General features: G+C 41.7%; 17 protein-coding genes. 6 read left to right on the top strand and 11 right to left on the bottom strand.

What is annotated here, in order from left to right:
- Window positions 1-13: 13 nt before the first annotated feature.
- Window positions 14-2329 (bottom strand): GH92 family glycosyl hydrolase, encoded by a 2316-nt coding sequence (locus SAE01_RS18355; RefSeq protein WP_147205255.1) that lies wholly within the window; start codon window positions 2327-2329, stop codon window positions 14-16.
- Window positions 2330-2567: 238 nt separating this feature from the next.
- Between SAE01_RS18355 and SAE01_RS18350 the strand changes: the two genes are divergently transcribed.
- From SAE01_RS18350 to SAE01_RS18340, 3 genes are all read left to right on the top strand, one after another.
- Window positions 2568-3038 (top strand): RidA family protein, encoded by a 471-nt coding sequence (locus SAE01_RS18350; protein ID WP_174834623.1) that lies wholly within the window; start codon window positions 2568-2570, stop codon window positions 3036-3038.
- An 85-nt stretch (window positions 3039-3123) separates the two neighbouring features.
- The gene (locus SAE01_RS18345; RefSeq protein WP_147205253.1) at window positions 3124-4233 is read left to right on the top strand and encodes a D-TA family PLP-dependent enzyme; all 1110 of its coding nucleotides are present in this window, start codon (window positions 3124-3126) and stop codon (window positions 4231-4233) included.
- Between the two features lie 13 nt (window positions 4234-4246).
- Entirely contained in the window at window positions 4247-5332 is a 1086-nt protein-coding gene (locus tag SAE01_RS18340) for a dipeptidase (RefSeq protein ID WP_147205252.1), read from the top strand.
- Here SAE01_RS18340 and SAE01_RS18335 read toward each other — a convergent pair.
- The 10 genes from SAE01_RS18335 to serA all read right to left on the bottom strand — a co-directional run bounded on the left by SAE01_RS18335 (window position 5329) and on the right by serA (window position 17892).
- A complete protein-coding gene (locus tag SAE01_RS18335; RefSeq protein ID WP_147205251.1) occupies window positions 5329-6903 on the bottom strand; it encodes a glycoside hydrolase in 1575 nt (524 codons plus the stop codon). The genes SAE01_RS18340 and SAE01_RS18335 overlap by 4 nt on opposite strands.
- A gap of 114 nt (window positions 6904-7017) precedes the next feature.
- Entirely contained in the window at window positions 7018-8142 is a 1125-nt protein-coding gene (locus SAE01_RS18330; RefSeq protein ID WP_147205250.1) for a cysteine desulfurase family protein, read from the bottom strand.
- 119 nt (window positions 8143-8261) lie between these two features.
- The gene (locus tag SAE01_RS18325) at window positions 8262-8645 is read right to left on the bottom strand and encodes a DoxX family protein (protein WP_262713376.1); all 384 of its coding nucleotides are present in this window, start codon (window positions 8643-8645) and stop codon (window positions 8262-8264) included.
- A 156-nt stretch (window positions 8646-8801) separates the two neighbouring features.
- On the bottom strand, window positions 8802-10031 hold the full coding sequence (locus SAE01_RS18320) for a TCR/Tet family MFS transporter (RefSeq protein WP_147205248.1): 1230 nt from the start codon (window positions 10029-10031) through the stop codon (window positions 8802-8804).
- Window positions 10032-10226: 195 nt separating this feature from the next.
- Window positions 10227-11258 (bottom strand): AI-2E family transporter, encoded by a 1032-nt coding sequence (locus SAE01_RS18315; protein ID WP_147205247.1) that lies wholly within the window; start codon window positions 11256-11258, stop codon window positions 10227-10229.
- An 82-nt stretch (window positions 11259-11340) separates the two neighbouring features.
- Window positions 11341-11676 (bottom strand): L-rhamnose mutarotase, encoded by a 336-nt coding sequence (locus SAE01_RS18310; protein WP_147205246.1) that lies wholly within the window; start codon window positions 11674-11676, stop codon window positions 11341-11343.
- A gap of 192 nt (window positions 11677-11868) precedes the next feature.
- Entirely contained in the window at window positions 11869-14043 is a 2175-nt protein-coding gene (locus SAE01_RS18305; RefSeq protein WP_147205245.1) for an outer membrane protein assembly factor BamB family protein, read from the bottom strand.
- Between the two features lie 184 nt (window positions 14044-14227).
- On the bottom strand, window positions 14228-15178 hold the full coding sequence (locus tag SAE01_RS18300; RefSeq protein WP_174834622.1) for a sugar phosphate isomerase/epimerase family protein: 951 nt from the start codon (window positions 15176-15178) through the stop codon (window positions 14228-14230).
- Window positions 15179-15290: 112 nt separating this feature from the next.
- Window positions 15291-16496 (bottom strand): carboxypeptidase-like regulatory domain-containing protein, encoded by a 1206-nt coding sequence (locus SAE01_RS18295; protein ID WP_147205244.1) that lies wholly within the window; start codon window positions 16494-16496, stop codon window positions 15291-15293.
- Window positions 16497-16656: 160 nt separating this feature from the next.
- Window positions 16657-17892 carry a phosphoglycerate dehydrogenase gene (serA, locus tag SAE01_RS18290; protein WP_147205243.1) on the bottom strand — a complete coding sequence of 412 codons (1236 nt, stop codon included), beginning with the start codon at window positions 17890-17892 and terminating at the stop codon, window positions 16657-16659.
- A 164-nt stretch (window positions 17893-18056) separates the two neighbouring features.
- Here serA and SAE01_RS18285 point away from each other — a divergent pair, with 164 nt between their 5' ends.
- The 3 genes from SAE01_RS18285 to SAE01_RS18275 all read left to right on the top strand — a co-directional run bounded on the left by SAE01_RS18285 (window position 18057) and on the right by SAE01_RS18275 (window position 21561).
- Window positions 18057-18485 carry a response regulator gene (locus SAE01_RS18285; RefSeq protein ID WP_147205242.1) on the top strand — a complete coding sequence of 143 codons (429 nt, stop codon included), beginning with the start codon at window positions 18057-18059 and terminating at the stop codon, window positions 18483-18485.
- 140 nt (window positions 18486-18625) lie between these two features.
- Window positions 18626-19780: a serine hydrolase domain-containing protein gene (locus tag SAE01_RS18280; protein WP_147205241.1), complete on the top strand. Its 1155-nt coding sequence runs from the start codon at window positions 18626-18628 to the stop codon at window positions 19778-19780.
- Window positions 19781-20070: 290 nt separating this feature from the next.
- A complete protein-coding gene (locus tag SAE01_RS18275) occupies window positions 20071-21561 on the top strand; it encodes an NAD(P)H-hydrate dehydratase (RefSeq protein ID WP_147205240.1) in 1491 nt (496 codons plus the stop codon).
- Window positions 21562-21668 lie beyond the last annotated feature (107 nt).

Raw genomic sequence — 21668 nt, 5'->3', positions numbered from 1 at the left:
CGACTAGACCCGATTAGAGCTTTCGAGGAATTTCGGCACTTTCTTTCGAAAACGAATAAGGATAAGCGTTTTCGGTAGTACCTCTTTTTTTATCCGGCGTAGGGCTCATGGTCATGTTAATTGTTCCACCCTTTTGTAGTTCGGCGTGACTAACCCAGTTTTTATCGTAAGGCTTTCCATTCAGTTGAACGGACTGAACGTACTTATTTTTTTCGCTGTTGTTCGGGGCATTTATCACCAGCTTTTTACCATTCTCAAATGATACTGTAACCTTCTTGAATAACGGAGTTCCTAAAACATATTGATCAGTTGCCGGACAAACAGGATAAAATCCGAGCGCCGAAAACACATACCACGCAGAAGTCTGCCCGTTGTCTTCATCACCACAATACCCATCAGGAGTTGGCTTATACAAACGGTTCATCACCTCACGCACCCAGTACTGTGTTTTCCAGGGCTGACCTGCATAATTGTACAAGTATATCATGTGTTGAATGGGCTGGTTGCCATGGGCATATTGCCCCATGTTCATAATCTGCATTTCACGTATTTCATGAATGACTCCACGATAATAACTTTCATCAAAAACAGGCGGCATATTAAAAACAGAATCAAGCATTTTTACAAACATTTCATTCCCTCCCATTAATTTCTTCAAACCTTCAATATCATGAAAAACACTCCAGCTGTAATGCCAGCTGTTACCCTCCGTAAAAGCATCACCCCACTTAAAAGGATTGAAAGGTTTTTGAAATGTTCCGTCAGCATTCTTTCCACGCATCAGCTTCGTTTCATTATCAAAAAGGTTGCGATAATTCATGCTACGCTTGGCGTATAAATCAATTTCTTCTTTTGGTTTACCCAAGGCTTTTCCCAGCTGGTAAATAGTAAAATCGTCGTATGCATACTCCAGAGTACGGGCGGCATTCTCTCTTATTTTCACATCGTAAGGCACATAGCCAAGCTCGTTGTAATAACTAACACCTTTTCGTCCTACAGCTGTCATTGGCCCCTCGTTATTTGCCCCGTGCTTCAAAGCCTCGTACAATGTATTAATATCATATCCTCTTAAACCTTTAATGTAAGCATCAGCTACAACAGCAGCGGAGTTGTTTCCAACCATAATATCGGCGAAACCAGGGCTCGACCATTCAGGTAAAAAGCCTCCTTCCTTGTAGTCGTTAATAAGCCCTTCCTGCATTTCTTTATTAATAGCAGGATAGGCAAAATTTAGGAACGGGTATAAAGCACGGAAAGTATCCCAGAAGCCCGTTCCTGCAAACATATACCCTGGCAGCACCTTACCATTGTAAGGACTATAGTGCACTATTTTACCAGCTGCGTCAACCTCATATAAGCGTTGAGGAAACTGAAGTGCGCGATAAAGGCATGAGTAAAAGGTTTTAATCTGTTCAGACGTGCCCCCTTCTACCAATATTTTACCTAATTCCTTGTTCCATGCGGCCTTTGCCTTTTGCATCGTTACATCAAATGCATCAGACGCCAGTTCGCGCTTTAGATTCAGATCAGCTTGCTCAGGACTAATAAATGATGAGGCAACTTTTAGCGATACCTTCTCCCCTTTTGCTGTTTTGAAGCCAATAACAGCCCCGCTTTTGTTAGCGTTCATTTCCAAAGAGTCCGTTACTAACCTGTTATCATTGTAGGTATAAGAAACAGTAAAGGGCTTATTCACATAAATAACAAAATAGTTCTTAAAGTTCGTAAGCTTACCGCTGCTATACCTTGTTGAATACCCAATGATTTTTCTTTGCTCCGGTATCACCTTCACATAAGAACCTCTGTCAAGCGCATCTACAACAATGAATGAGCTATCTGATGAAGGGTAAGTTATCCGAAACTGCGCAGCTCTTTCTGTAGGAGTAATCTCTGTTGTGATATCGTGATCAGCGAGATAAACACTGTAATAATATGGCTTCGAAACTTCGGCCTTATGCGAGAACCAGCTAGCCCTATCATTCTCAGTAAATTTCAAATGTCCTGAGACAGGCATGATAGCAAAAGAGCCGTAGTCATTCATCCATGGCGATGGCTGGTGCGTTTGCTTAAACCCTCTTATTTTATCGGCACTATAGGTGTACGCCCACCCGTTACCCATGGGTCCGGTTTGAGGCATCCAGTAATTCATTCCCCAGGGAATTGCAATGGATGGATATGTATTTCCGTTGGATAGACTAGGCTTCGAGTCGGAGCCCATTAGAGGATTAACCCACTCAACCGGATCTGAAATTTTATCAACCATTTGTGCGGTTACACTTAACGATAACAATCCTAAAAATGCTGTAATTAAATACTTGCCTTTTGTCATTCTTATAATCAATTTTTAAATGAGCGTTTGTTCTAATTGGGATACAAACTTACAATAGGAAACCATTGCTCCTTAAAGGATTTAAGTTTTAGTTTTTAGAAAGTAGCCGACATTAAATAGAGAAGTTTTACAGTTTAGAAGAAAGGGTTCAAAAAAGTTTCAAAGAAATAATAAGTGCACCGTAATTGGTGTTGACTTTCTTTCCACTTTTGCAGAAGCTATTTCAAAATCAATTAAAATGGAAACAACCACACCAGAAGAACGTTTTGCCAAAACAGTTTTAACCCTTCCACCCCCTCCAAAGCCATTAGGCGTATACAAACCATTTCTGATCGATGGTAAGTACCTCTACGTATCAGGTCACGGACCTGTTCAAACCGATGGAACGCTGATCATAGGACGTATCGGTGAAACAATGGATATAGAAAAAGGCCACAAGGCGGCACAACAAGTAGGGCTAACAATTCTTGCGACCATCAAGGCAAATCTTGGAAGCCTTGACAAAGTAAAACGGGTGATCAAAGTTTTGGGTATGGTAAACTGTACGCCTGATTTTGAAAAACATCCTTATATCATCAACGGTTGTAGTCTGTTGTTTAAAGAAATCTGGGGAGAAGAAAATGGCGTGGGTGTAAGAAGCGCAGTTGGTATGGGATCTTTACCAGATAATATTCCTGTCGAGATAGAAGCGATCTTTGAACTGGTATAGTAATCAACTTCGAAAGGACGTTAGATTAAAAAAGATCGAAAGCTCGGGTTGCCATCTACAAGGTTTGAAGCAAAAATTAAGGATAATGGAGAATTGGTATAAAATAAAAAACATCGATGAAATAGACTCGCCGGCCCTGGTAATTTACAAGGAGCGGGTTGAAGAAAACATTCGTGTATTGCTGTCAATGATAGATGATCCAAAGAGATCAAGGCCGCACGTAAAAACACATAAATCAAAAGAAGTCAGCCAAATGATGTTGGAAGCAGGCATTGAGAAATTTAAATGTGCAACCATTGCTGAGGCAGAAATGCTGGCAATCGTCAATGCTCCTGATGTCTTGTTAGCCTACCAGCCTTATGGTCCTAAGTTGCAGCGGTTTATTTCGCTGGCAAATAAATATCCTGCAACTACTTTTTCCTGCCTGGTTGACAACCTTGTTTCCGCGACTAATATTGCTGAAGCAGCTGCTTCCAATGGCATTGTCATTCCCATCTACATTGATATAAACTTGGGTATGAACCGTACGGGAATAACGCCCGACGAAGACGCAATTGATCTCTATGATTCCTGCACGTGTTTAAAAGGCGTGCAACTAAAAGGACTTCATGGGTACGACGGCCACTTTAGATCTCCTGATTTTGAACAACGAACTAAAGAGTCAAACGAAGCTTTTCTACAGGTTGAAGAGATGAAAAAAAAGCTGGCTGAAAAAGGGTTTGCTGAACCGATTATTATTGCAGGCGGCTCCCCTACTTTTCCTATTCACGCTAAAAGAAAAGATGTTGAGTGCAGCCCCGGAACTTTCATTTTTTGGGACAAAGGATATCAAACTGCTTGTCCTGAACAACCTTTTGTTACTGCAGCTTTGGTTGTTTCACGGGTCATTTCTCTGCCTGATAAAAATACTTTATGCCTTGATCTTGGCCACAAGTCAATAGCGTCAGAAAACGAATTAGGTAAACGGGTTTATTTTTTAAATGCTCCAGAATTAAAATTTATAGGACATAGCGAGGAGCACCTTGTTGCAGAAGTACCAGAAGGTCATAGCTACAAACCCGGGAATGTCTTGTACGGACTTCCTTATCACATCTGCCCTACCTGTGCATTGTATGAAAGGGCGCTTGTTGTAGAAAATCATGAAGTAGTTGACGAGTGGAAAATCATTGCCAGAGATAGAAAAATCACAGTCTAGAGAACCTTCCAAAATGTTTATAATCGACGCCCACCTTGATCTTAGCATGAATGTTTTGGAATGGAACCGTGACCTTACAAAGCCGGTTGCAGAAATTAACGCCAGAGAAGCAAACCTTACAGATAAGCCGGACAGAGGCAAAGCAACTGTTTCACTTGCTGAACTAAGAAAAGGAAGTATCGGACTGGTAGTAGCTACACAAATAGCAAGGTATGTTGCCCCGGGGAACTCTTTGCCGGGATGGCATTCACCGGCACAGGCGTGGGCGCAAACGCAAGGGCAGGTTGCATGGTATAAGGCAATGGAAGAGGTGGGAGAAATGGTGCAGATAAATAACCTTGCTTCCTTAGAAAGGCATGTAGCATTATGGACAAGCGAAACCGCAGAAGGCAAAAAACCTATTGGCTATATTTTAAGCCTTGAAGGTGCAGACTCACTAATAACGGTTGAGTACCTCGAGCGAGCCTGGCACTACGGGCTTCGTGCGGTTGGTCCGGCGCATTATGGACCGGGACGCTATGCAAACGGAACGGATGCAACAGGCAAAATGGGACCTGATGGAATTGCCCTTCTAAAAGAAATGGAACGCCTGAACATCATTCTCGATGCAACCCATTTATGCGATGATGCTTTTTGGCAGGCACTAGATCATTTCAATGGTGCTGTTTGGGCCAGTCATAATCTTACTCGTGCTCTCGTAAATCACAACCGACAATTTAGTAATGAACAGATAAAGGCACTTATAGAAAGAGGAGCTGTTATAGGGGGAGCATTAGATGCATGGATGATGGTTCCAAATTGGGTAAGAGGTAAATCAACTCCGCGTGAGATGAAGGTTACGCTAAACACCCTCATCGATCACCTCGATCACATATGCGATATTGCCGGTAATACACTCCATATAGGAATCGGGTCTGATCTTGACGGCGCTTTTGGTACTGAACAGTGTCCATATGATTTGCAAACGATAGCGGATTTGCAGAAGCTGAACGAGTTGCTAAGCAAGCGGGGGTACACCGACAAAGACATTGAAAATATCATGCATGGAAACTGGTTACGATTTTTAAGGAATGCAATGAGGCCCGTCTCCGCAGATTAATTAATAACAAAAGTTGTGATCGAACGTGACGGAAGCATTACATCTTTTAAATTTCGAAGTTTAGTAGCTTTCATATTATCCTCCCCAGCCGCTGTTGTTACATAGCTTCGCAGCGTTTTTATAGGCATATTTTCCAGGTCAATACTCAGAGCTTGTTGATCTTTTGCATAGTTAATGGCTACTATCACCATTTTGCCATTATTACCTTTAAAGGCTGAAACCATTGTTTTTTGAGCTGCTTCAATATCGTTTAAATTGTCGTTGCGCTTCACATTCAATCGCTGCATGCCGGGACGAATAAACAAACTGTAGTGACCAAGTGCCCAGAGGTTTTTTGTTACCGTATAATCGCCATTAACAAAGCCAGAGTCAGGCTTCAAAGCAATGAGATAATAACGGGTATCAAAATCTGCGCTGCCAGGTTCATAGGCATTCCACAAATGCCAGGCTGTAGCATTGGCGACGGCAAGGTCGTTGTGAATAATTTTGGCTAGAAATAAAGCGCAATCCATTGGAGTACGTCTGCCTTTTAAGCCTTCCTTATAACCATCTCCAAGCATAGAATATTCCGATTGCCAGAAGTCGACATTGTATTTTCTTGCGGTATCTGCAACCGCTTTCCGAATGTTTACTATTGCCGAATCCGTAACGTCTGTAAAATAACTGTGTCCGGCAACTACTGGAGGAAGGCTTTTAAAATTTCTAAAATTTAGCGAGCTGGTATCAGCGAAAAAGCTTTGTATTTGTTTTGAATTGGGCGATTTATTACTGTATAAATAAGTCAGCATGGCTGCTTCAGGAGTGGAAATTTTTGACTTTAGTTTTCTTGCCTGTAACAAACTATCTAAAGACTTTACTACCCTATAAATTTCCGGGTTAGTCCAGGAAGAACCTTCCTGCTTTGCCGAGCCGACCGTTCCGCTCCAATCCCACTGAGGTTCGTTAACCGGGCTTATATAGTTGAAGTGTAGCTTCTCCTTATCAAAATGATTTGCAACGTCGGTGAGAAAATTTGCATAGGCTACATACTTATCAGGTTTCAGATTGGCAAGTCCGTCTTTGTTCAACTTGAATCCAAAACCGTTTTGGGTAAACTGAACAGGTGGTGTATTAGAAAATGTAATCAACTCCTCTACCCCATATTCTTTTGCTTTTCTCAAAAACCACACGTAACCTGACTGTTTACTCCAATCATAAGTGCCATCAGGATTTAAAAAACATTCTACTCGGCGACTAGGATTTGAGATACCGCTCGCTTGTCCTTGTTCTGCAGTGCCGCCACCAATGTTGAAACGAAAGGCAGATAGTCCGATCCCTTTCGGATTGCCAGTCTTATCTATTTCACGACTAAACAATAATTCAGCAATATGCTCCTTTTTATTAGCTGGCCAATGTTTGCCAATGCTTTCCGAATACCAGCAACCTGAAGCGCCAAAGGTTTGAATGATTTGCGCCTTATTATTTGGATTGATAGAAATTGTAAGCGGCCGCGAACTTGTTACCTGTGCAGTTGAAAGAGCAGTACGCGCTACAATAAAAACAAAGATTAAGGACAGTTTTATGTGAGGCATAGTAAGCAGTTAAAGCAACGAATTTAATGGATCACTTTCTGTGATAGACTTAAAAAAGATAGAACAAAATGCTTTTAGTTGGTATCATCCAAGCCCGACTAAATAGTGCTCCTTTTAAATCATCCCCTTCAATTTCTTAATTACCGTATCTATCTCATCCTTTGTATTGTACTTGCTAAAAGAAAAACGAACGGTTACTGCATCAGGATCACTACTAATGGCACTAATAACATGACTGCCCTCAATTCCGCTTGAGCACGCGCTTCCGCCGCTAACGCAAATGTTGTTGATGTCCATGTTGAAAAGGATCATTTCGCTTTTATCGGTTTTAGGAAAATTAACACTCAAAACTGTATATAAGGAACGACCCGTTGGATCGCCATTAAAGGTAATTCCAGGGAGGTCTTTTTGAAGTTGTTCCATCATATACAACTTCAAACCTTTGATGTAGTTGCTGTCCGTTTCATAGTTATCGGTCGCTAATTGAAGCGCTTTTGCAAATCCTACTATGCCGTATAAATTCTCTGTTCCCGCACGCATGTTTCTTTCCTGGCTACCACCATGCACATACGGTTTGATCTTTACATTTTCGTTGATGTAAAGTATCCCAACTCCTTTCGGCCCATGGAATTTATGGCCTGCTCCAGTGATGAAATCAACAGGCGTATTTCTAAGGTCAAAAGGAAAATGACCCACAGTTTGAACCGTATCGCTATGAAATATCGCGTTATACTTCCTGCAAAGATTTCCGGTCTCATGCAAATCAATCATGTTACCTATCTCATTATTTGCATGCATGAGTGTAACCAGCGTTTTTTCGCCGCTTTCTGATAAAAGTTCTTCCAGATGTTGCATATCTATATGACCGGTAGGAAGAATTCTTACATAAGAAACCTTCGCTCCTGTTTGCTGCAAGAACTGAACGGTATGTAAAGTAGCATGATGCTCAATTTGTGAAGTGATGATATGCTTACAACCTAAATCTCTGATTGATGCTGTAATAGCGGTGTTGCTGCTTTCTGTTCCGCCGCTAGTAAAGAATATTTCGGCGGGATGTGCATTTAAAATTTTAGCTACTGTTTTTCTGGCGTTTTCTACAGCCAAACGGCTTTCACGTCCATAACTATAAATTGAGGATGGGTTGCCATAGTTGGTAGTAAGATAGGGCATCATCGCATCTAAAACCTGCGGGTCAAGAGCGGTAGTGGCTGCGTTGTCTAAGTAAATACGTTCTGTCATTTTTAAATTATCCTCCAGTTGCTAAAGACTGAAAAAGTGCGGCAAAAGTAACTTTATCTGGCTGAGCAAAAAAGGTCGCGAAAGCTAGTGGAGAATTTGAAATGTAAAAGTGAAGGTTGTCAGGCGGGAACTTTAGAAACATTTCTTCGATTATTTCTCCGATCAGTAAAGCTGTAGGCCCACCAAATTAGAGGCAACTGTAATGGCAGCCTGGCAATAGCTACCCAAAAACGGGGATTGTTTTCGCGGATGTAATCCACTAACATTTGAACATTAGCAGGAAACACTGCAATCAATAAAACTACTAATCCCCATGCAGCAAGATTTCTTGTTTTATCAAAAAATAATAATATCCCTAAAAATGCTTCAAAGAAGCCGCTGATATAAATTAACGGGTAAGAATACGGTAAGTAAGGCGGCATTATCTTTTGATAAAATTTTGGCGACCTAAAATGATTGATGCCGGCAGCAATATAAAGCACTGCCATAATGTAGCGGGAAATTGTATGGAGGGTTCTCTTTGTGATAATGGCTTTTAGAGCTCAACAATAAATCGGGCAAAAGGTTAGGCCAGGCTGAATAGAATACAAAAAGACGAACGAAATGCGACGCAACGATGTATCATAAAAGTACAAATGCCGGGAAAATAAAAACACCAATCATTTACCTCTAACCACATCTTTTCGTGAATGCAAGGCCATGTAAGAAAGGATGGCGCTCAACAGCATGAGGACTGCGCCTAATAAAAACGGCGCTCCTGCAAATCGTACCGGTGCGTTGCTTTTTGTAAAAAAGGCAAATAAATGAGTCATAATCAAAGGGCCGACAATGGAAGTAGCGCTCATTAAACTGGTAAGTGCGCCCTGCAATTCGCCTTGTTCATTTGAAGGGACTTCGCCGGAAATAATACTCTGCAATGCAGGGCCGGCAATGCCGCCGAGGCAATACGGAACAAGGAACGCAAACATCATCCAGGTTTGAGAGGCGAAGGCAAATAACAGCAACCCGAGCGCATACAGCGTGAGACCGATGTATACACTTCGCTCATTTCCAAGCTTTGGATTAATGAAACGAATGAGACCACCTTGCACGATCGCTACGAGAATTCCCACCATACCCAATGAGTATCCAATCATCGCTTCTGACCATTGAAACTTTTCGATGTTTATGAAAGTCCAGGTGCTTTGCACCGCGTGTGCAGCAATGTATACCAATACAAGAGCCCCTATCAATCCACCCATAGAAGGATATTTTTTAAGCTGCATCAGGGAGCCAAGAGGATTAGCGCGTTTCCAATCAAAAGGTCGGCGGTTTTCTTTGCTAAGAGATTCCGGCAAAACAAAATAACCATACAATGCATTAAGGAGGGCAAGGCAAGCCGCTACGATAAAAGGTAAACGCGCTCCATACTCTCCTAACACACCACCTAGCACAGGGCCAATGATAAATCCAATGCCAAAAGCGGCCCCAATCATACCAAAGTTCTGCGCCCTGTTTTCGTCGGTGCTGATGTCAGCAATGTATGCAGTAGCGGTTGTGAAACTGGCACCCGTTATCCCTGCAATCACTCTTCCAACGAATAACCAACCTATACTGGGAGCTATGGAGAGAAAGATATAATCGACTCCAAAACCGAGAAGTGAGAATAACAAAATAGGTCGGCGACCGTATTTATCACTTAGGTTACCAAGAACGGGCGCGAATAAAAACTGCATGAAAGCGTAGGCAAATGTGAGCCATCCACCCCATTGACTTGCTTCGCTGATACCCCCATGAATTAACTGCTCTATGAGTTTAGGGAAAACAGGAATAATAATACCAAAACCTATAACGTCGATTAAAAGTGTAACGAAAATAAAACCCATTGCGGCCTTAGCATTTGAAGCCATAAAACTTGCAGTTGAAAATTGAGGAAGCGAAAGTAAGGAAATAGAAGAGTTTCGGGTTTTGAGTTTTGGGTTGTGAGTTTTGCGTTTTGGGTTTTGAGATGGGAGATGCGAGCTGTTAGCTGTGAGTGGTGAGTAGCCAGGCCGGAGTTATCACGCAACCAACTTTAGACTCAAAACCCTAAACCTTAAACTCTCCTACTCGTTAATCTTTTTTACGTAGACCTCCTGTACAACGACGATCAGGATGGCAACAATTGGGGTGGCGAGGATTAGTCCCCAGACTCCGGCAAAGTATCCCATAAATAATTGGGCGATGATGATAAGGGCGGCTGGCATATTTATCAACTTCCGTTGTATGGATGGCGTGATGACATTGCCATCGAAGATTTGGATGACGAGGTAAACTACTGTAACAAGAATCGCTTTATTGATGCCTAAGGTCAGAGCAATCAGAATTGCCGGAAACATAGAAATCAGCGGGCCAAAATTGGGAATGAAATTCAAAATTCCTGCAATTAAGGCAAGGGCGGTAGCCATGGGAATACCTAACACAGCCAGGGCTACTCCTTTAAGTATGGCTACAATTACCATAGAAAAAACCTGTCCTTTTAACCACTTCGTTAATGTAAAACCTACTTTACTAATTGTATCTCTGGTACCTTTTTTTGCTCTTTTTGGAATTAGCTGCAAAAAACCTTCAATGTACGTTTTAGGAGCTCCGGTAAAAAAAAGCCCGAGGAACAAAACAATATAAGTGTCGGTAAATACCCCAAATGTGCTATTGAAAAATTTGCTTACAAAGGCGTAACCTTTATTATAAACATCTTCGGAAGAAGTCTTTTCTAAAAGCTTTTGTCCTAAAGATGTGGTTGATAGTTGTTGCTTCGCAGTATTAATAGTCGCGGGTAAAGTCTTGGCTAGTTCTGTAACCTGCGCTTGTATTCTTGCACCCATAAACCAAAACAGCAGGCCGATAATTACAAACGTTGAAATGATGGAGATCAGTAAAGAAACTTTATGCGTTAAATGAAGCCTGTTTTGAATCAGGTATGCAAAACCGTGAAAGAATAGGGCGATTAGAGCGCCGGCCAAAATGAGCAGAAAAACATTGAAAGTGGCAATAAAAAACCAGATGAAAATAACAAACAAGGCAGTGATGCTGCAAGTGATCCAAACCTTTTGTTGGAAACTAAGTTGCTCGTGGGGCTTTTCAGAAGGTAGATCCATAGATTAGATTGAAAAGATTGTTGCAAGATCAGGTTTGAGATTGTGCTAATTGTGTTGCTGTGACTTTTGCTGGTGGCTGTAGCTAGATCTGGAAGATTTGGTCCATTAGTACCCACTTCTCCCCTTCTTTTGCCCATGGCAGGGGTTGCTGAAACTTCCACACGAACTGCTCCCATTCCTGCACTTTAGGGTTACTACTGTCCATAGCTGCTTTACGGTCGAAGCTGAAAGAATCGTCTGTTTCCATTATCATGAACATGCGGTTGCCGGTTCGGTAAATTTCCATACTGGTAACGCCTGCATCAAAAATACTTTGCCTGATTTCGGGCCGTACGTTTTCAGGTTTATGCAATCGTTCGTATTCTGTTATTAATGCAGGGTCATCTACTAGATCTACTGCCAAACAATATTTTTTCATAAGATTGTATTTATCTGAAAGTCCAGGTTTGATTATATTAACAAGAGATTCAGCTAAAACGAATAATTGTGTTGTTTGCAACCATGGCAAGAAACCAAAGCTCCACAAAGCGATGACGTAAAAGTGCTTGCGACGCAACGATGATTAATTGTAAAACAAATGCCGGTATCTACATAACCACTTCTTTACTCATCAGTCTTGCAAGGCGAAAGCGACATATTTATCACCTGATTTTGTTTTCAACTTCCCACCTCCACATGCGATCACTATGTATTGTTTGCCGTTGATAGCGTAGGTACTTGGTGAGGCATAACCAGCAGCAGGCAACTGCGTCTGCCAGACAATTTTTCCCGTACGTTTATCAAAGGCCCTAAACTTTTCGTCTCTTGTAGCGGCAATAAATATCAAGCCACTACTGGTTACGAGCGGACCACCATAATTGTCTGTTCCTGTTGGAGGGATGCCTTTATCGACGAGCTCTTTGTATTCGCCTAAAGGAACCTGCCATTTATGCTGACCTGTATTGAGGTCAATAGCGGTTAGCGTTCCCCATGGAGGCGTGTTAACAGGATAGCCGTTCTTATCGTACCATCGATTGTAACCTGTCATCTGGTAAGGAACTTTCTTCAGCGGCATTTTGCCTTTTTCGAATTTTACTGTTGTTTTCTTATTAAGTATGAAATCTGTAATTGCTTTTCGCTGTTCAATAGAAATGTGAGAATAGGATGACATCATTCCTTTTCCTTTTGACAAGATATTGAGGATAGCTGCTGACGACAATCTCTTCTCAACGCCTATTAAAGAAGGGTATGAACCATCGTGCGTACCGCTACGATCTTTGCCATGGCAGGATGAGCAAAGATTGTTGTATAACGTGGCACCGGTGACAGTTGCATTGTCACCAGAATTATCGACATTCTTGAGAGATGTATAGCAGGGTAATTCTTTAGCAGGGACATATAAAATACCTTCAGGATCTGTAGCCGCACCACCCCATTGCGCGCCACCATCAGTGCCTGGATAGATAATGGTCATTGCCTTGGTTACAGGCAAATAAATGCTACCGGTCTTTGCCTGTTTGAGAATTTGAACAAGGGAGTCCTTGTCTGCGACAAATGAATTGAAATCTTTTTCAGTAAAGGTTTGACGTGTAAAAGGTGCAGGCTTAACAGGGATGGGTTGTGTAAGACTTGGATGTTCGCCCGCGATTGCTTTAGTGCTAAAAGCTTTTTCCTCGATCTTAAAAATTGGCTCGCCGGTAACGCGGTTGAAAACATACACATATCCTTGTTTGGTGATTTGAGCAACAGCAGCAATCTTCCTTCCATTGCTGGTGACAGTAACCAGGTTTGGCGGAGCAGGTGGATCTCTATCCCAAATGTCGTGATGAACCAGTTGATAATGCCACAACCGTCTACCGGTTGCTGCATCAAGTGCGAGCAAGCAATTGGCAAAAAGATTATTGCCGACACGATTACCTCCATAAAAATCGAATGCAGCAGAACCTGTTGGTATATACACTATACCTCGTTCGCGATCGATCGCCATACCTGCCCAGCTATTGGCTCCTCCCATTGATTGTCGTGGATTGGGAGACCACGAACTGTACCCCAAGTCGCTTTTTGCAGGTATTGTTCTAAACGTCCAGGCTAGTTTTCCGGTGTGAACGTCAAAGGCTCGTATGTCGCCCAACATGGCTGTTTCAGATTCTGACACCCGAACCCCGGTTATTATTAAGTTTTCGTAAATGGTGTTGGGAGTATTAGAGACTGCGTAGTTGTCGCTCCCAGGTTGCTCCAATCCGTTCTTTAAATCAATCCGGCCGCTGTCACCAAAACTCATGACGGCTTTGCCAGTCTCGGCATCTAAAGCATACAAGTATTTACCGGCTCCAAAGAAAATAGTCTTAGAAAGGTTGTCAGCAAAATAAGTCACTCCACGACTTGTTGTGCCACCGTTATCGGTAAGATTTGTTCGCCATAATTCTTTGCCATTTGCTGCATCAAGAGCAAATACTTGTGTGTTGGCACTTACGCCGTACAGAATTCGATCTATAATAATTGGATTGCATTGTATTTGCGATCTGTTGCCCTGGTCATCGGCTCCTCCTGATGAATACTCCCAGGCCACTTTTAGTTTGCCGATATTATCTTTTGTGATCTCGCCAATGGTTGAATAATGGCTCCGGTTTCCATCGCCGTTGTACTCGGTCCAATTAGTATAAGTTGGGTTCTTCGCGGTTGATTTAGTAGAAGCAAGGTTTTTAATTGGTTGATGAAAGCAACATAGCAGAAGGCCTGCTACTAACAGCACTTGAAAGGGAAAACGATGCAATCTTGCAATTCTATTTATTCCTACATCTGCCATTGTCGAGGTAGTGTTTAATGCAAAGAATGAAATTAAAGGATTTAGTCTAGAATAAAAGTGTGGGAGACGGGGCCAGAAATGAGGCAAACTCTTTGACCTTCTACACTTCTTTCTTAGGAAGAAAAAAACAAAAAGCTTGTAAGTGACCCTACAAGCTTTTTGAAAATTTGTTTCAAGAAATTCTTTACGCCATGCTTGCCGCCACTTTTTCAAGCAGCGCTTTTGTTTTGCGTACTCCTTCTTCTTCGCTTAGTTTATTGCCTTCATATTCAATCCCGATATAGCCATGGAACCCTGAGTCTTTTACAATTTTAAGCATCCTCGTATAATCTGTTTCAACACAGTTGCCGTTTTCATCAAAGTCTATTGACTTAGCGCTTGCACCCTTTGCAAATGGCATAAGTTCAGTAACTCCTTTATACCTGTCATATTCTTCAACACATTTACCCGATCCTCGTTTTATACAGAAATTATTAAAGTCAGGGAGTACACCAACGTTAGGTCGATTAATGCTTTTCATTACACCTGTCAACCAAATTCCATTGGAAGAGTAGCCGCCGTGGTTTTCAACAATTACATTGATATTTTCTTTTGCGGCAAATTCCCCCAGTCTGCCCAGGCCGTCAATAGCTGCCTTTTGTACATCTTCGGCGCTTCCGTCTCCGGCAGCATTAACCCGTATTGTGCGGCAACCTAAATATTTTGCAGCTTCCACCCAGCGATAATGGTTTTCTACAGCCTGTAATCTTTTAGTGTTGTCAAGATTACCAAGGTTGCCTTCACCATCAATCATAATCAGATGATTTTTAACACCATTGTCCTTGCAACGCTTCAATAGTTCGTTGAGGTAGTTTGTGTCTTTTGCTTTGTCCTTGAAAAACTGGTTCACATATTCAACCACGCTTATTCCGTATTGCTGTTTAGCAATAACCGGGAAATCTAGATTGGTCATTTTATTAGCGAACAAGGCTTTGTGAAAACTCCATTCTGCTAAAGAAATTTCAAAGAAACCAGCCATTGAATTATTACCTGTTGAGGTAGTTTTTTTACTCATGGCGCAGGAAGTTGCTCCAATGCCCAGCGCGGCTACACCTGCTAATTGAGTGATAAATTTTCGACGTGATTTGTATGACATGCAATTTTGCTTTTAGGCGATAAAAATAAGGGTTTGAACATAATAACCAGTGTTTGCTGAAAAAGAGAAAATGATCTTGTGAAGGAAAACCAGGAGCTCACCTTCTTATCTTTTAGTCCCCCGGCTCGTAGTCGTTTGGAAGCATTTCAGCCATCTTTTCCCACCCGAGATAACCCTCGGAAAATAAATCGAGCGGATCGAAATACAAGCCGTTTTTCTCTATCAACACTGCTCTTTGATTTGGTAATTGCAAAATAGAAGTTTGGTATTTCCTGCTCGTAACTTTCTGTCCCATTTGTTGTGCATACTCCTCTGTCTCGAGTTCCTTCTTATAGACCAGCTGCAAATTGTTCTGGAAGGTTAAGTACCAACTCTTACTAGTCGTATCGAAAGTTCTTATTGAGTCGCAGGACAAGGGTTGTTTCCCAAGAATATAGATGATGGGATCACTGGAAAACTGCCCATCTTTCATCAATTGCATCGAATAGAGGGCTGGGTCGAAAATCGTTTTGAGGCCGGCCATGATGCTGTCGTAGTATGGTCGCAACAAAGTGTCGCTTTTATACAACCTGATTAATTGTCTCAGTTCGAAGCCTTCCTGTTCAGTCTTGTTTTCGTAAACTGACCTGATGAAATGCATCATAGAACCGTTATAAGCCTCTCTTCTTTTATTGATCCACTCCTCCTGTTTTTTGCGGCGTTTGGAAGTCATCTTTTTAAACGAAGAATAGCCATAAAAACTCATCATACGGGCCTTTCCATCGTAGCGAAATTCTTCCAGTTGATAGTCTATTTGTAATCCTAACGCATTGTTTAAAATGATCATTTTATCTAAAGCCGTTACTTTCAACACCTGGTTTTTCTTGTCGTAACGAAAGCGCAGCACCTTCGGATTTTTAATAACGCACTGGGTCGCGTTTTTAGATGTTCCGATAAAATAATCTGTAAATGTTTTGCCCCAGACCTGCCAACCGTCTTTTAATATCGGGCCGATCACTACTTCCTGCAGTTCTTGCGGTTTCGGTTCCATTTCGATGCGGAACCTTTTACCGATATTTTCAGGAGTTATTTTTACGACAATGGTCTGGTAGTTCACAAAGGAAACAACCAGTTCGAAGTTAGCGCTGGTGATACCTGCAAGGGCGAATTTCCCCTCTGCATCTGTGACGGTTCCATTTGATCCGTTGTTTATAAATATGCTTGCGCCCGGTAGGGGCTTACCATCCGATCCGTTGACAACAGTACCCGAAACTTTATTTTGACTTATGGCTAACAGCGGAAAAATCAAGAATAAGAATACGGGTAAGATAACTTTCATTGGAGGCTGTTAAAATTTCAAGACGGCTTGTGGGTAAAGCTGAAGATGCAAATTGACGTTAAGGTGAAGTGATTGCGACGCAACGATGTTGCTATGAAAACCAATGTTGGTTTCATACAAAAATTCTCCTCGTGTCACCTAAAAATCTTTTTACTGAAGCTTAATAAAGTAACCTAACCTTAATCGTTTCCCTTACATCTTTCAGTAATTCGACCGCCTGCGCAGAAAGTTTTTTGTCGACGTCAAGCACCACATAGCCGATCTCATCGTTCGTCTTTAGATATTGCGCGATGATGTTTATGTCATTCGTGGAAAGCTGAGTGTTTATGGCACTCAAGACCCCCGGAACGTTTTTATGAACGTGCAAAATACGGTGTGTATTTTCCTGCGGAGGAAGAGCCAGCGACGGTACAGTGTGAGAGCCGTTTGTGATGCCTTTTTCCAAAAATTGAAAAAGCTTATTGCTTACGTCTTCCCCAATGTTCTGTTGTGCTTCCTCTGTACTTCCGCCAATGTGCGGTGTAAGCAAGACATTCGGAAGGTTTTGCAAAGGCGTAATAAATTGGTCGCCATTTTTTTCAGGCTCCACGGGGAAGACATCTATTGCAGCTCCACCTAGCCTTCCTTCAGCAAGGCTTGCGCTTAAAGCTTCTATATCCACCACCTTCCCCCTGGCATAATTGATCAAAATCGAACCTTTTTTAAATTCAGCCAATATCTCTTTGTTTATGAGGTTTTTGGTTCCCGCATTTTCGGGCACGTGTAGAGAGATGACATCGGCCGTAGCTACCAGTTCGGGTAAAGTTTTTACAGCAGCCGCATTGCCAAGTGGCATTTTTGTTTCCACGTCGTAAAAAAGCACCTTCATGCCTAAAGCTTCTGCCAAAATACTGAGCTGACTTCCAATATTTCCATAACCGATGATACCTAAAGTTTTTCCGCGAAGCTCGTAGCTGCCCTTAGCATCTTTCATCCAGACTCCCTTGTGAGCCGCCATATTTTTATCAGGGATACGCCGGATCAACATGATCGCTGCGCCTATCACCAATTCAGCCACACTCCTGGTATTGCTATAAGGGGCGTTGAAAACTGTAACGCCAAACTTTGTTGCGGCCTGCAGATCCACCTGGTTTACACCAATACAAAAACAGCCAATCGCCTGTAATTTTTTAGCAGAAGCAAGCACTCTCTCGGTCACCTTTGTTTTGCTTCTAATTCCTAACAGATGCACATCTTTGACAGCCTTTATTAAATCATCCTCAGACATTGCTCCTGCAATTGTTTCTATATTGCTATATCCATTATTTTTAAAAACTTTCGATGCATTTGGACTAATATTCTCTAACAGCAGAATTTGAATTTTTTCTTTCGGATAGCTCGTTATTTGGTTATTCATTAAACCTGTTTTGGTTTTTTAATAAATTTTATAATAAAAGCGGTAAATGCTTTACCATTTTAAAAAGCGCCAAATTAAATCATTTTTTTATTCTACCGTTTAAATGGGATTTTTGACCCCGCAATTGCTGCAACTGCTCCAATATTTTCTAACTTCATCCCATAATGACAAATAATTCAGCCTCTCCATTTAAGATATTAATTGCCGACGACGATACCGATGATGTGCAGATAACCAAAGATTGTTTTATCGAAAACAAAATGGGGGTCCAGATAAAAGAGGTATACGACGGCCAAATTTTAATGGAACATCTTAAAGCAGATACTAAAAATCTTCCTCACCTTATATTGCTCGATTTAAATATGCCACGTAAAGGTGGCTTCGAAGCTTTAGAAGAAATAAAAAGTAGCGAAACCCTCCGCAAAATACCTGTCGTAATTTTCTCCACATCAAACGCTCAAAAAGACATTGAGAAGGCCTACGACCTTGGCGCCAGCTGCTTTATAAGCAAGCCGAACAACCTGGAAGAATGGTGCGACAAAATGAATAAGATAGGAAAATTTTGGGTCGAATGTGTGCGGCTTCCGGGTTAAAAGGTATAGTATTTGCTTTCTTCCGGTATTCACATTGGTTAATAACTATTGTATTAAAAAAATGTTATTAAGTAAAATTTTGTCAGTGAAAAAACGTTTACCTGTTACCCTATTTTTGTTGTGTTCAAAAACGTACTTCCTTGAAAATTCTACTATATATATTTATCATAGCGCTAGTGGTTTCGTGCAAACACTCTACACCCAGCGATAAGCATACATCCGTCGCCGATGCAGGCGGCTTTGAATACCGACAATTATCTCCAGAAGAAAAAGCACAATACGCAGCAGCAGTCCAGAGAATGTATGACTCGATGCTGGGTAAACATGGCTTCAACGGCAGCATCCTTGTAGCAAAGAACGGCCAAGTGCTGTTTGAAGATTACCATGGCTACTCCAACCTCCATACAAAAGATTCGATTACTCCAACTACACCATTTCATCTTGCCTCAACATCCAAGACGTTTACAGGAATGGCAATTATGAAGTTGTACGAAGAAAAGAAATTAAACCTCGACGACTCATTACAAGTGTTCTTCCCTCAGTTTCCTTACTCCGGTATTACGGTTAGAATGTTATTAAGCCACAGAAGCGGCTTGCCTAATTATGTTTACTTCATGCCTGCCGACCCCGAGTGGAAGCACAAGCTTGCCACCAATAACGACATGCTGCAGTTTATGATAGATAAAAAACCAGCCCTTTACAGCTATCCTAACCGCGGCTTCCACTACTGCAATACCAATTATGCATTACTGGCGCTGATAGTTGAAAAAGTGGCCGGTCAAACTTTTCCCGAATACTTAAGCAACACCATTTTTTCTCCCCTGGGGATGAAGAACACCTTTGTATTTTCAATAAAAGACTCAGCTAACTATCATCCGAGTTATCAATACAACAACAGGCCATTTAACCTGGAGCCAATGGACTGCGTGTATGGAGATAAAAATGTTTACAGCACTGCACGCGACATGTTGCTGTGGGACAAGGCTATTTATAGTAACAGGATTGTTTCGCAGGCAACGTACGAAGAAGCGACACAACCGAACAGTAATGAAAGGCCATCCATGCATAATTACGGCCTCGGCTGGCGCCTGATGATCATGCCTAACGCGACTAAAATTGTCTATCACAACGGCTGGTGGCATGGCAATAATACCTGCTTCACACGTCTCGTTGCAGATACTGCCACAATCATAATTCTAGGCAATAAGTTTAATAAAGGCATTTACGCCGGAATGAAAATTGGTACTATTTTTAATAATAGTAAGAAGACCGAAGTCGAGAAGACCGAGGAATAATTGTCGAGTTGGACCGGCTGTAGTTTTTATAGCAGCATTGTTGTGTCACTCACTTGTACTCTTTGTTAACTCGCACCAATTACTCTCCCGTCAATTCCTACACTTATTGGTAGGGCCTCAGTTACTTTGGTGAAGCATTCATTTCTCCATTGTACCAACTTTAGCAGAGAATTAAATGGGACCACCAACTTCGCTCATACTTATTGAAAATTAATCTCCGGAATTTCTTTCTTTTTTTGTCTCGTGCTGCAAAGAATCCTGACCTTCACCCACTAACAGTGCAAGCGTTTATGAAGATTTTATCTGCAGAACAAATACGTAAATGGGATGAGTTTACAATATTGAATGAGCCAATAAGTTCGATAGACCTGATGGAACGAGCAGCTCGCCAGTGCACCCAGTGGTTTGAACAAAAAAAAGGGGGTTTTCGCAAAATCAGAATTTTCTGTGGCAAAGGAAATAACGGTGGCGACGGCTTGGCAATTGCCCGACAGCTTGTGGAGAAAGACATTTTATCAGACGTTTATATCCTTGAATTTGGCTCTTTAGGCACTAATGATTTTCAGACCAATCTTAGCCGACTTCACTCCTTCCCCGTTACTATTCATTTCATTCAACACCAGGATTTTTTTCCCGTAATAGATAAAGCAGATCTAATTATAGATGCACTTTTCGGGTCAGGACTTAACAGGCCATTGGACGGATTGTCTCTGCAACTAGTACAACATCTCAATAAGTCGGCAGCAACAATCATCGCTATTGACCTGCCAAGTGGCATGTTTGCCGACAAGCCCTCTCCTACTAACGCTGTAATCAAAGCGCATGAAACACTCACCTTTCAGCAACTTAAATTCTGTTTTTTGTTTCCCGAGAATGAGCCTTTTTTTGGAGAGGTTCATGTGTTAAATATTGGATTGCATCCCGATTTTTCGATTGCCGGAAATTCTATGTTCGAATTGACGGACTGGAAAATGATTAAAGAAATATACAAGCCGCGAAAACAATTCTCTCACAAAGGAACTTATGGTCATGCGCTCATTGTTGCCGGTGAAAAAGGCAAAATGGGTGCTGCAGTTTTATGTACGAGAGGCTGCCTTCGTTCGGGTGCAGGACTTGTATCTGCAATGGTTCCAGAAGAACAGTTTGCGATAATTCAGACAGCAGTTCCTGAAGCAATGGCTATAGCCCAGGAAACAATCGAGACAGTAGACTTATCAAAATATACAACCGTTGGTATAGGTCCGGGTACGGGTACAAGCGAAGAAAGTGCAAGGTTGTTACAAAGAGTACTGGTAAACTACAACAGGCCAATAGTAATCGATGCGGACGGTTTAAATATTATTGCAGCTAACGACGAACTATTATCAGAGCTGCCACCTGGAAGTATTTTAAGTCCGCACCCCAAAGAGTTTGAACGAATATTTGGTAAAACTGAAAATCACCTTGAAAGAATTCAAACTGCCAGATTACAAGCCCAGAAGTTGTTTGTTTATATTATAGTAAAGGGTCATTATAGTTTTGTCGCTTGTCCCGACGGCGAAGTGTATTTTAATTCAACCGGCAACTCCGGTATGGCCACTGGCGGTAGCGGCGACGTTTTAACCGGTATTTTAACCGGCCTTCTCGCACAAGGATACTCAGCAAAAGAAAGCTGTCTATTAGGAATGTTCCTTCATGGGCTATCAGCAGATATTGCAGTAAAGACAACTTCACAGGAAGCATTGGTTGCAGGAGATATCACCGAATATCTTGGTAAAGCCTTTCTTTCAATAGCCAATTAATAGCGTCATATCTCACGCTTCATTACGAATTATATCGGGAAAAGAAGGATTATTTAATAAAGTGTTAATATGGACTTTTATACTATTTTTGACCACTTTTTAAAAAA

It is taken from the genome of Segetibacter aerophilus (genome assembly GCF_007991655.1).
GTDB classification, from domain to species: domain Bacteria; phylum Bacteroidota; class Bacteroidia; order Chitinophagales; family Chitinophagaceae; genus Segetibacter; species Segetibacter aerophilus.
This window is presented reverse-complemented; position numbering and strand designations above follow the sequence as displayed.

Coding starts and splice junctions, on each gene's coding strand:
- SAE01_RS18355 (WP_147205255.1), bottom strand. CDS start 2,329: ATGACAAAAGGCAAGTATTTAATTACAGCATTTTTAGGATTGTTATCG.
- SAE01_RS18350 (WP_174834623.1), top strand. CDS start 2,568: ATGGAAACAACCACACCAGAAGAACGTTTTGCCAAAACAGTTTTAACC.
- SAE01_RS18345 (WP_147205253.1), top strand. CDS start 3,124: ATGGAGAATTGGTATAAAATAAAAAACATCGATGAAATAGACTCGCCG.
- SAE01_RS18340 (WP_147205252.1), top strand. CDS start 4,247: ATGTTTATAATCGACGCCCACCTTGATCTTAGCATGAATGTTTTGGAA.
- SAE01_RS18335 (WP_147205251.1), bottom strand. CDS start 6,903: ATGCCTCACATAAAACTGTCCTTAATCTTTGTTTTTATTGTAGCGCGT.
- SAE01_RS18330 (WP_147205250.1), bottom strand. CDS start 8,142: ATGACAGAACGTATTTACTTAGACAACGCAGCCACTACCGCTCTTGAC.
- SAE01_RS18320 (WP_147205248.1), bottom strand. CDS start 10,031: ATGGCTTCAAATGCTAAGGCCGCAATGGGTTTTATTTTCGTTACACTT.
- SAE01_RS18315 (WP_147205247.1), bottom strand. CDS start 11,258: ATGGATCTACCTTCTGAAAAGCCCCACGAGCAACTTAGTTTCCAACAA.
- SAE01_RS18310 (WP_147205246.1), bottom strand. CDS start 11,676: ATGAAAAAATATTGTTTGGCAGTAGATCTAGTAGATGACCCTGCATTA.
- SAE01_RS18305 (WP_147205245.1), bottom strand. CDS start 14,043: ATGGCAGATGTAGGAATAAATAGAATTGCAAGATTGCATCGTTTTCCC.
- SAE01_RS18300 (WP_174834622.1), bottom strand. CDS start 15,178: ATGTCATACAAATCACGTCGAAAATTTATCACTCAATTAGCAGGTGTA.
- SAE01_RS18295 (WP_147205244.1), bottom strand. CDS start 16,496: ATGAAAGTTATCTTACCCGTATTCTTATTCTTGATTTTTCCGCTGTTA.
- serA (WP_147205243.1), bottom strand. CDS start 17,892: ATGAATAACCAAATAACGAGCTATCCGAAAGAAAAAATTCAAATTCTG.
- SAE01_RS18285 (WP_147205242.1), top strand. CDS start 18,057: ATGACAAATAATTCAGCCTCTCCATTTAAGATATTAATTGCCGACGAC.
- SAE01_RS18275 (WP_147205240.1), top strand. CDS start 20,071: ATGAAGATTTTATCTGCAGAACAAATACGTAAATGGGATGAGTTTACA.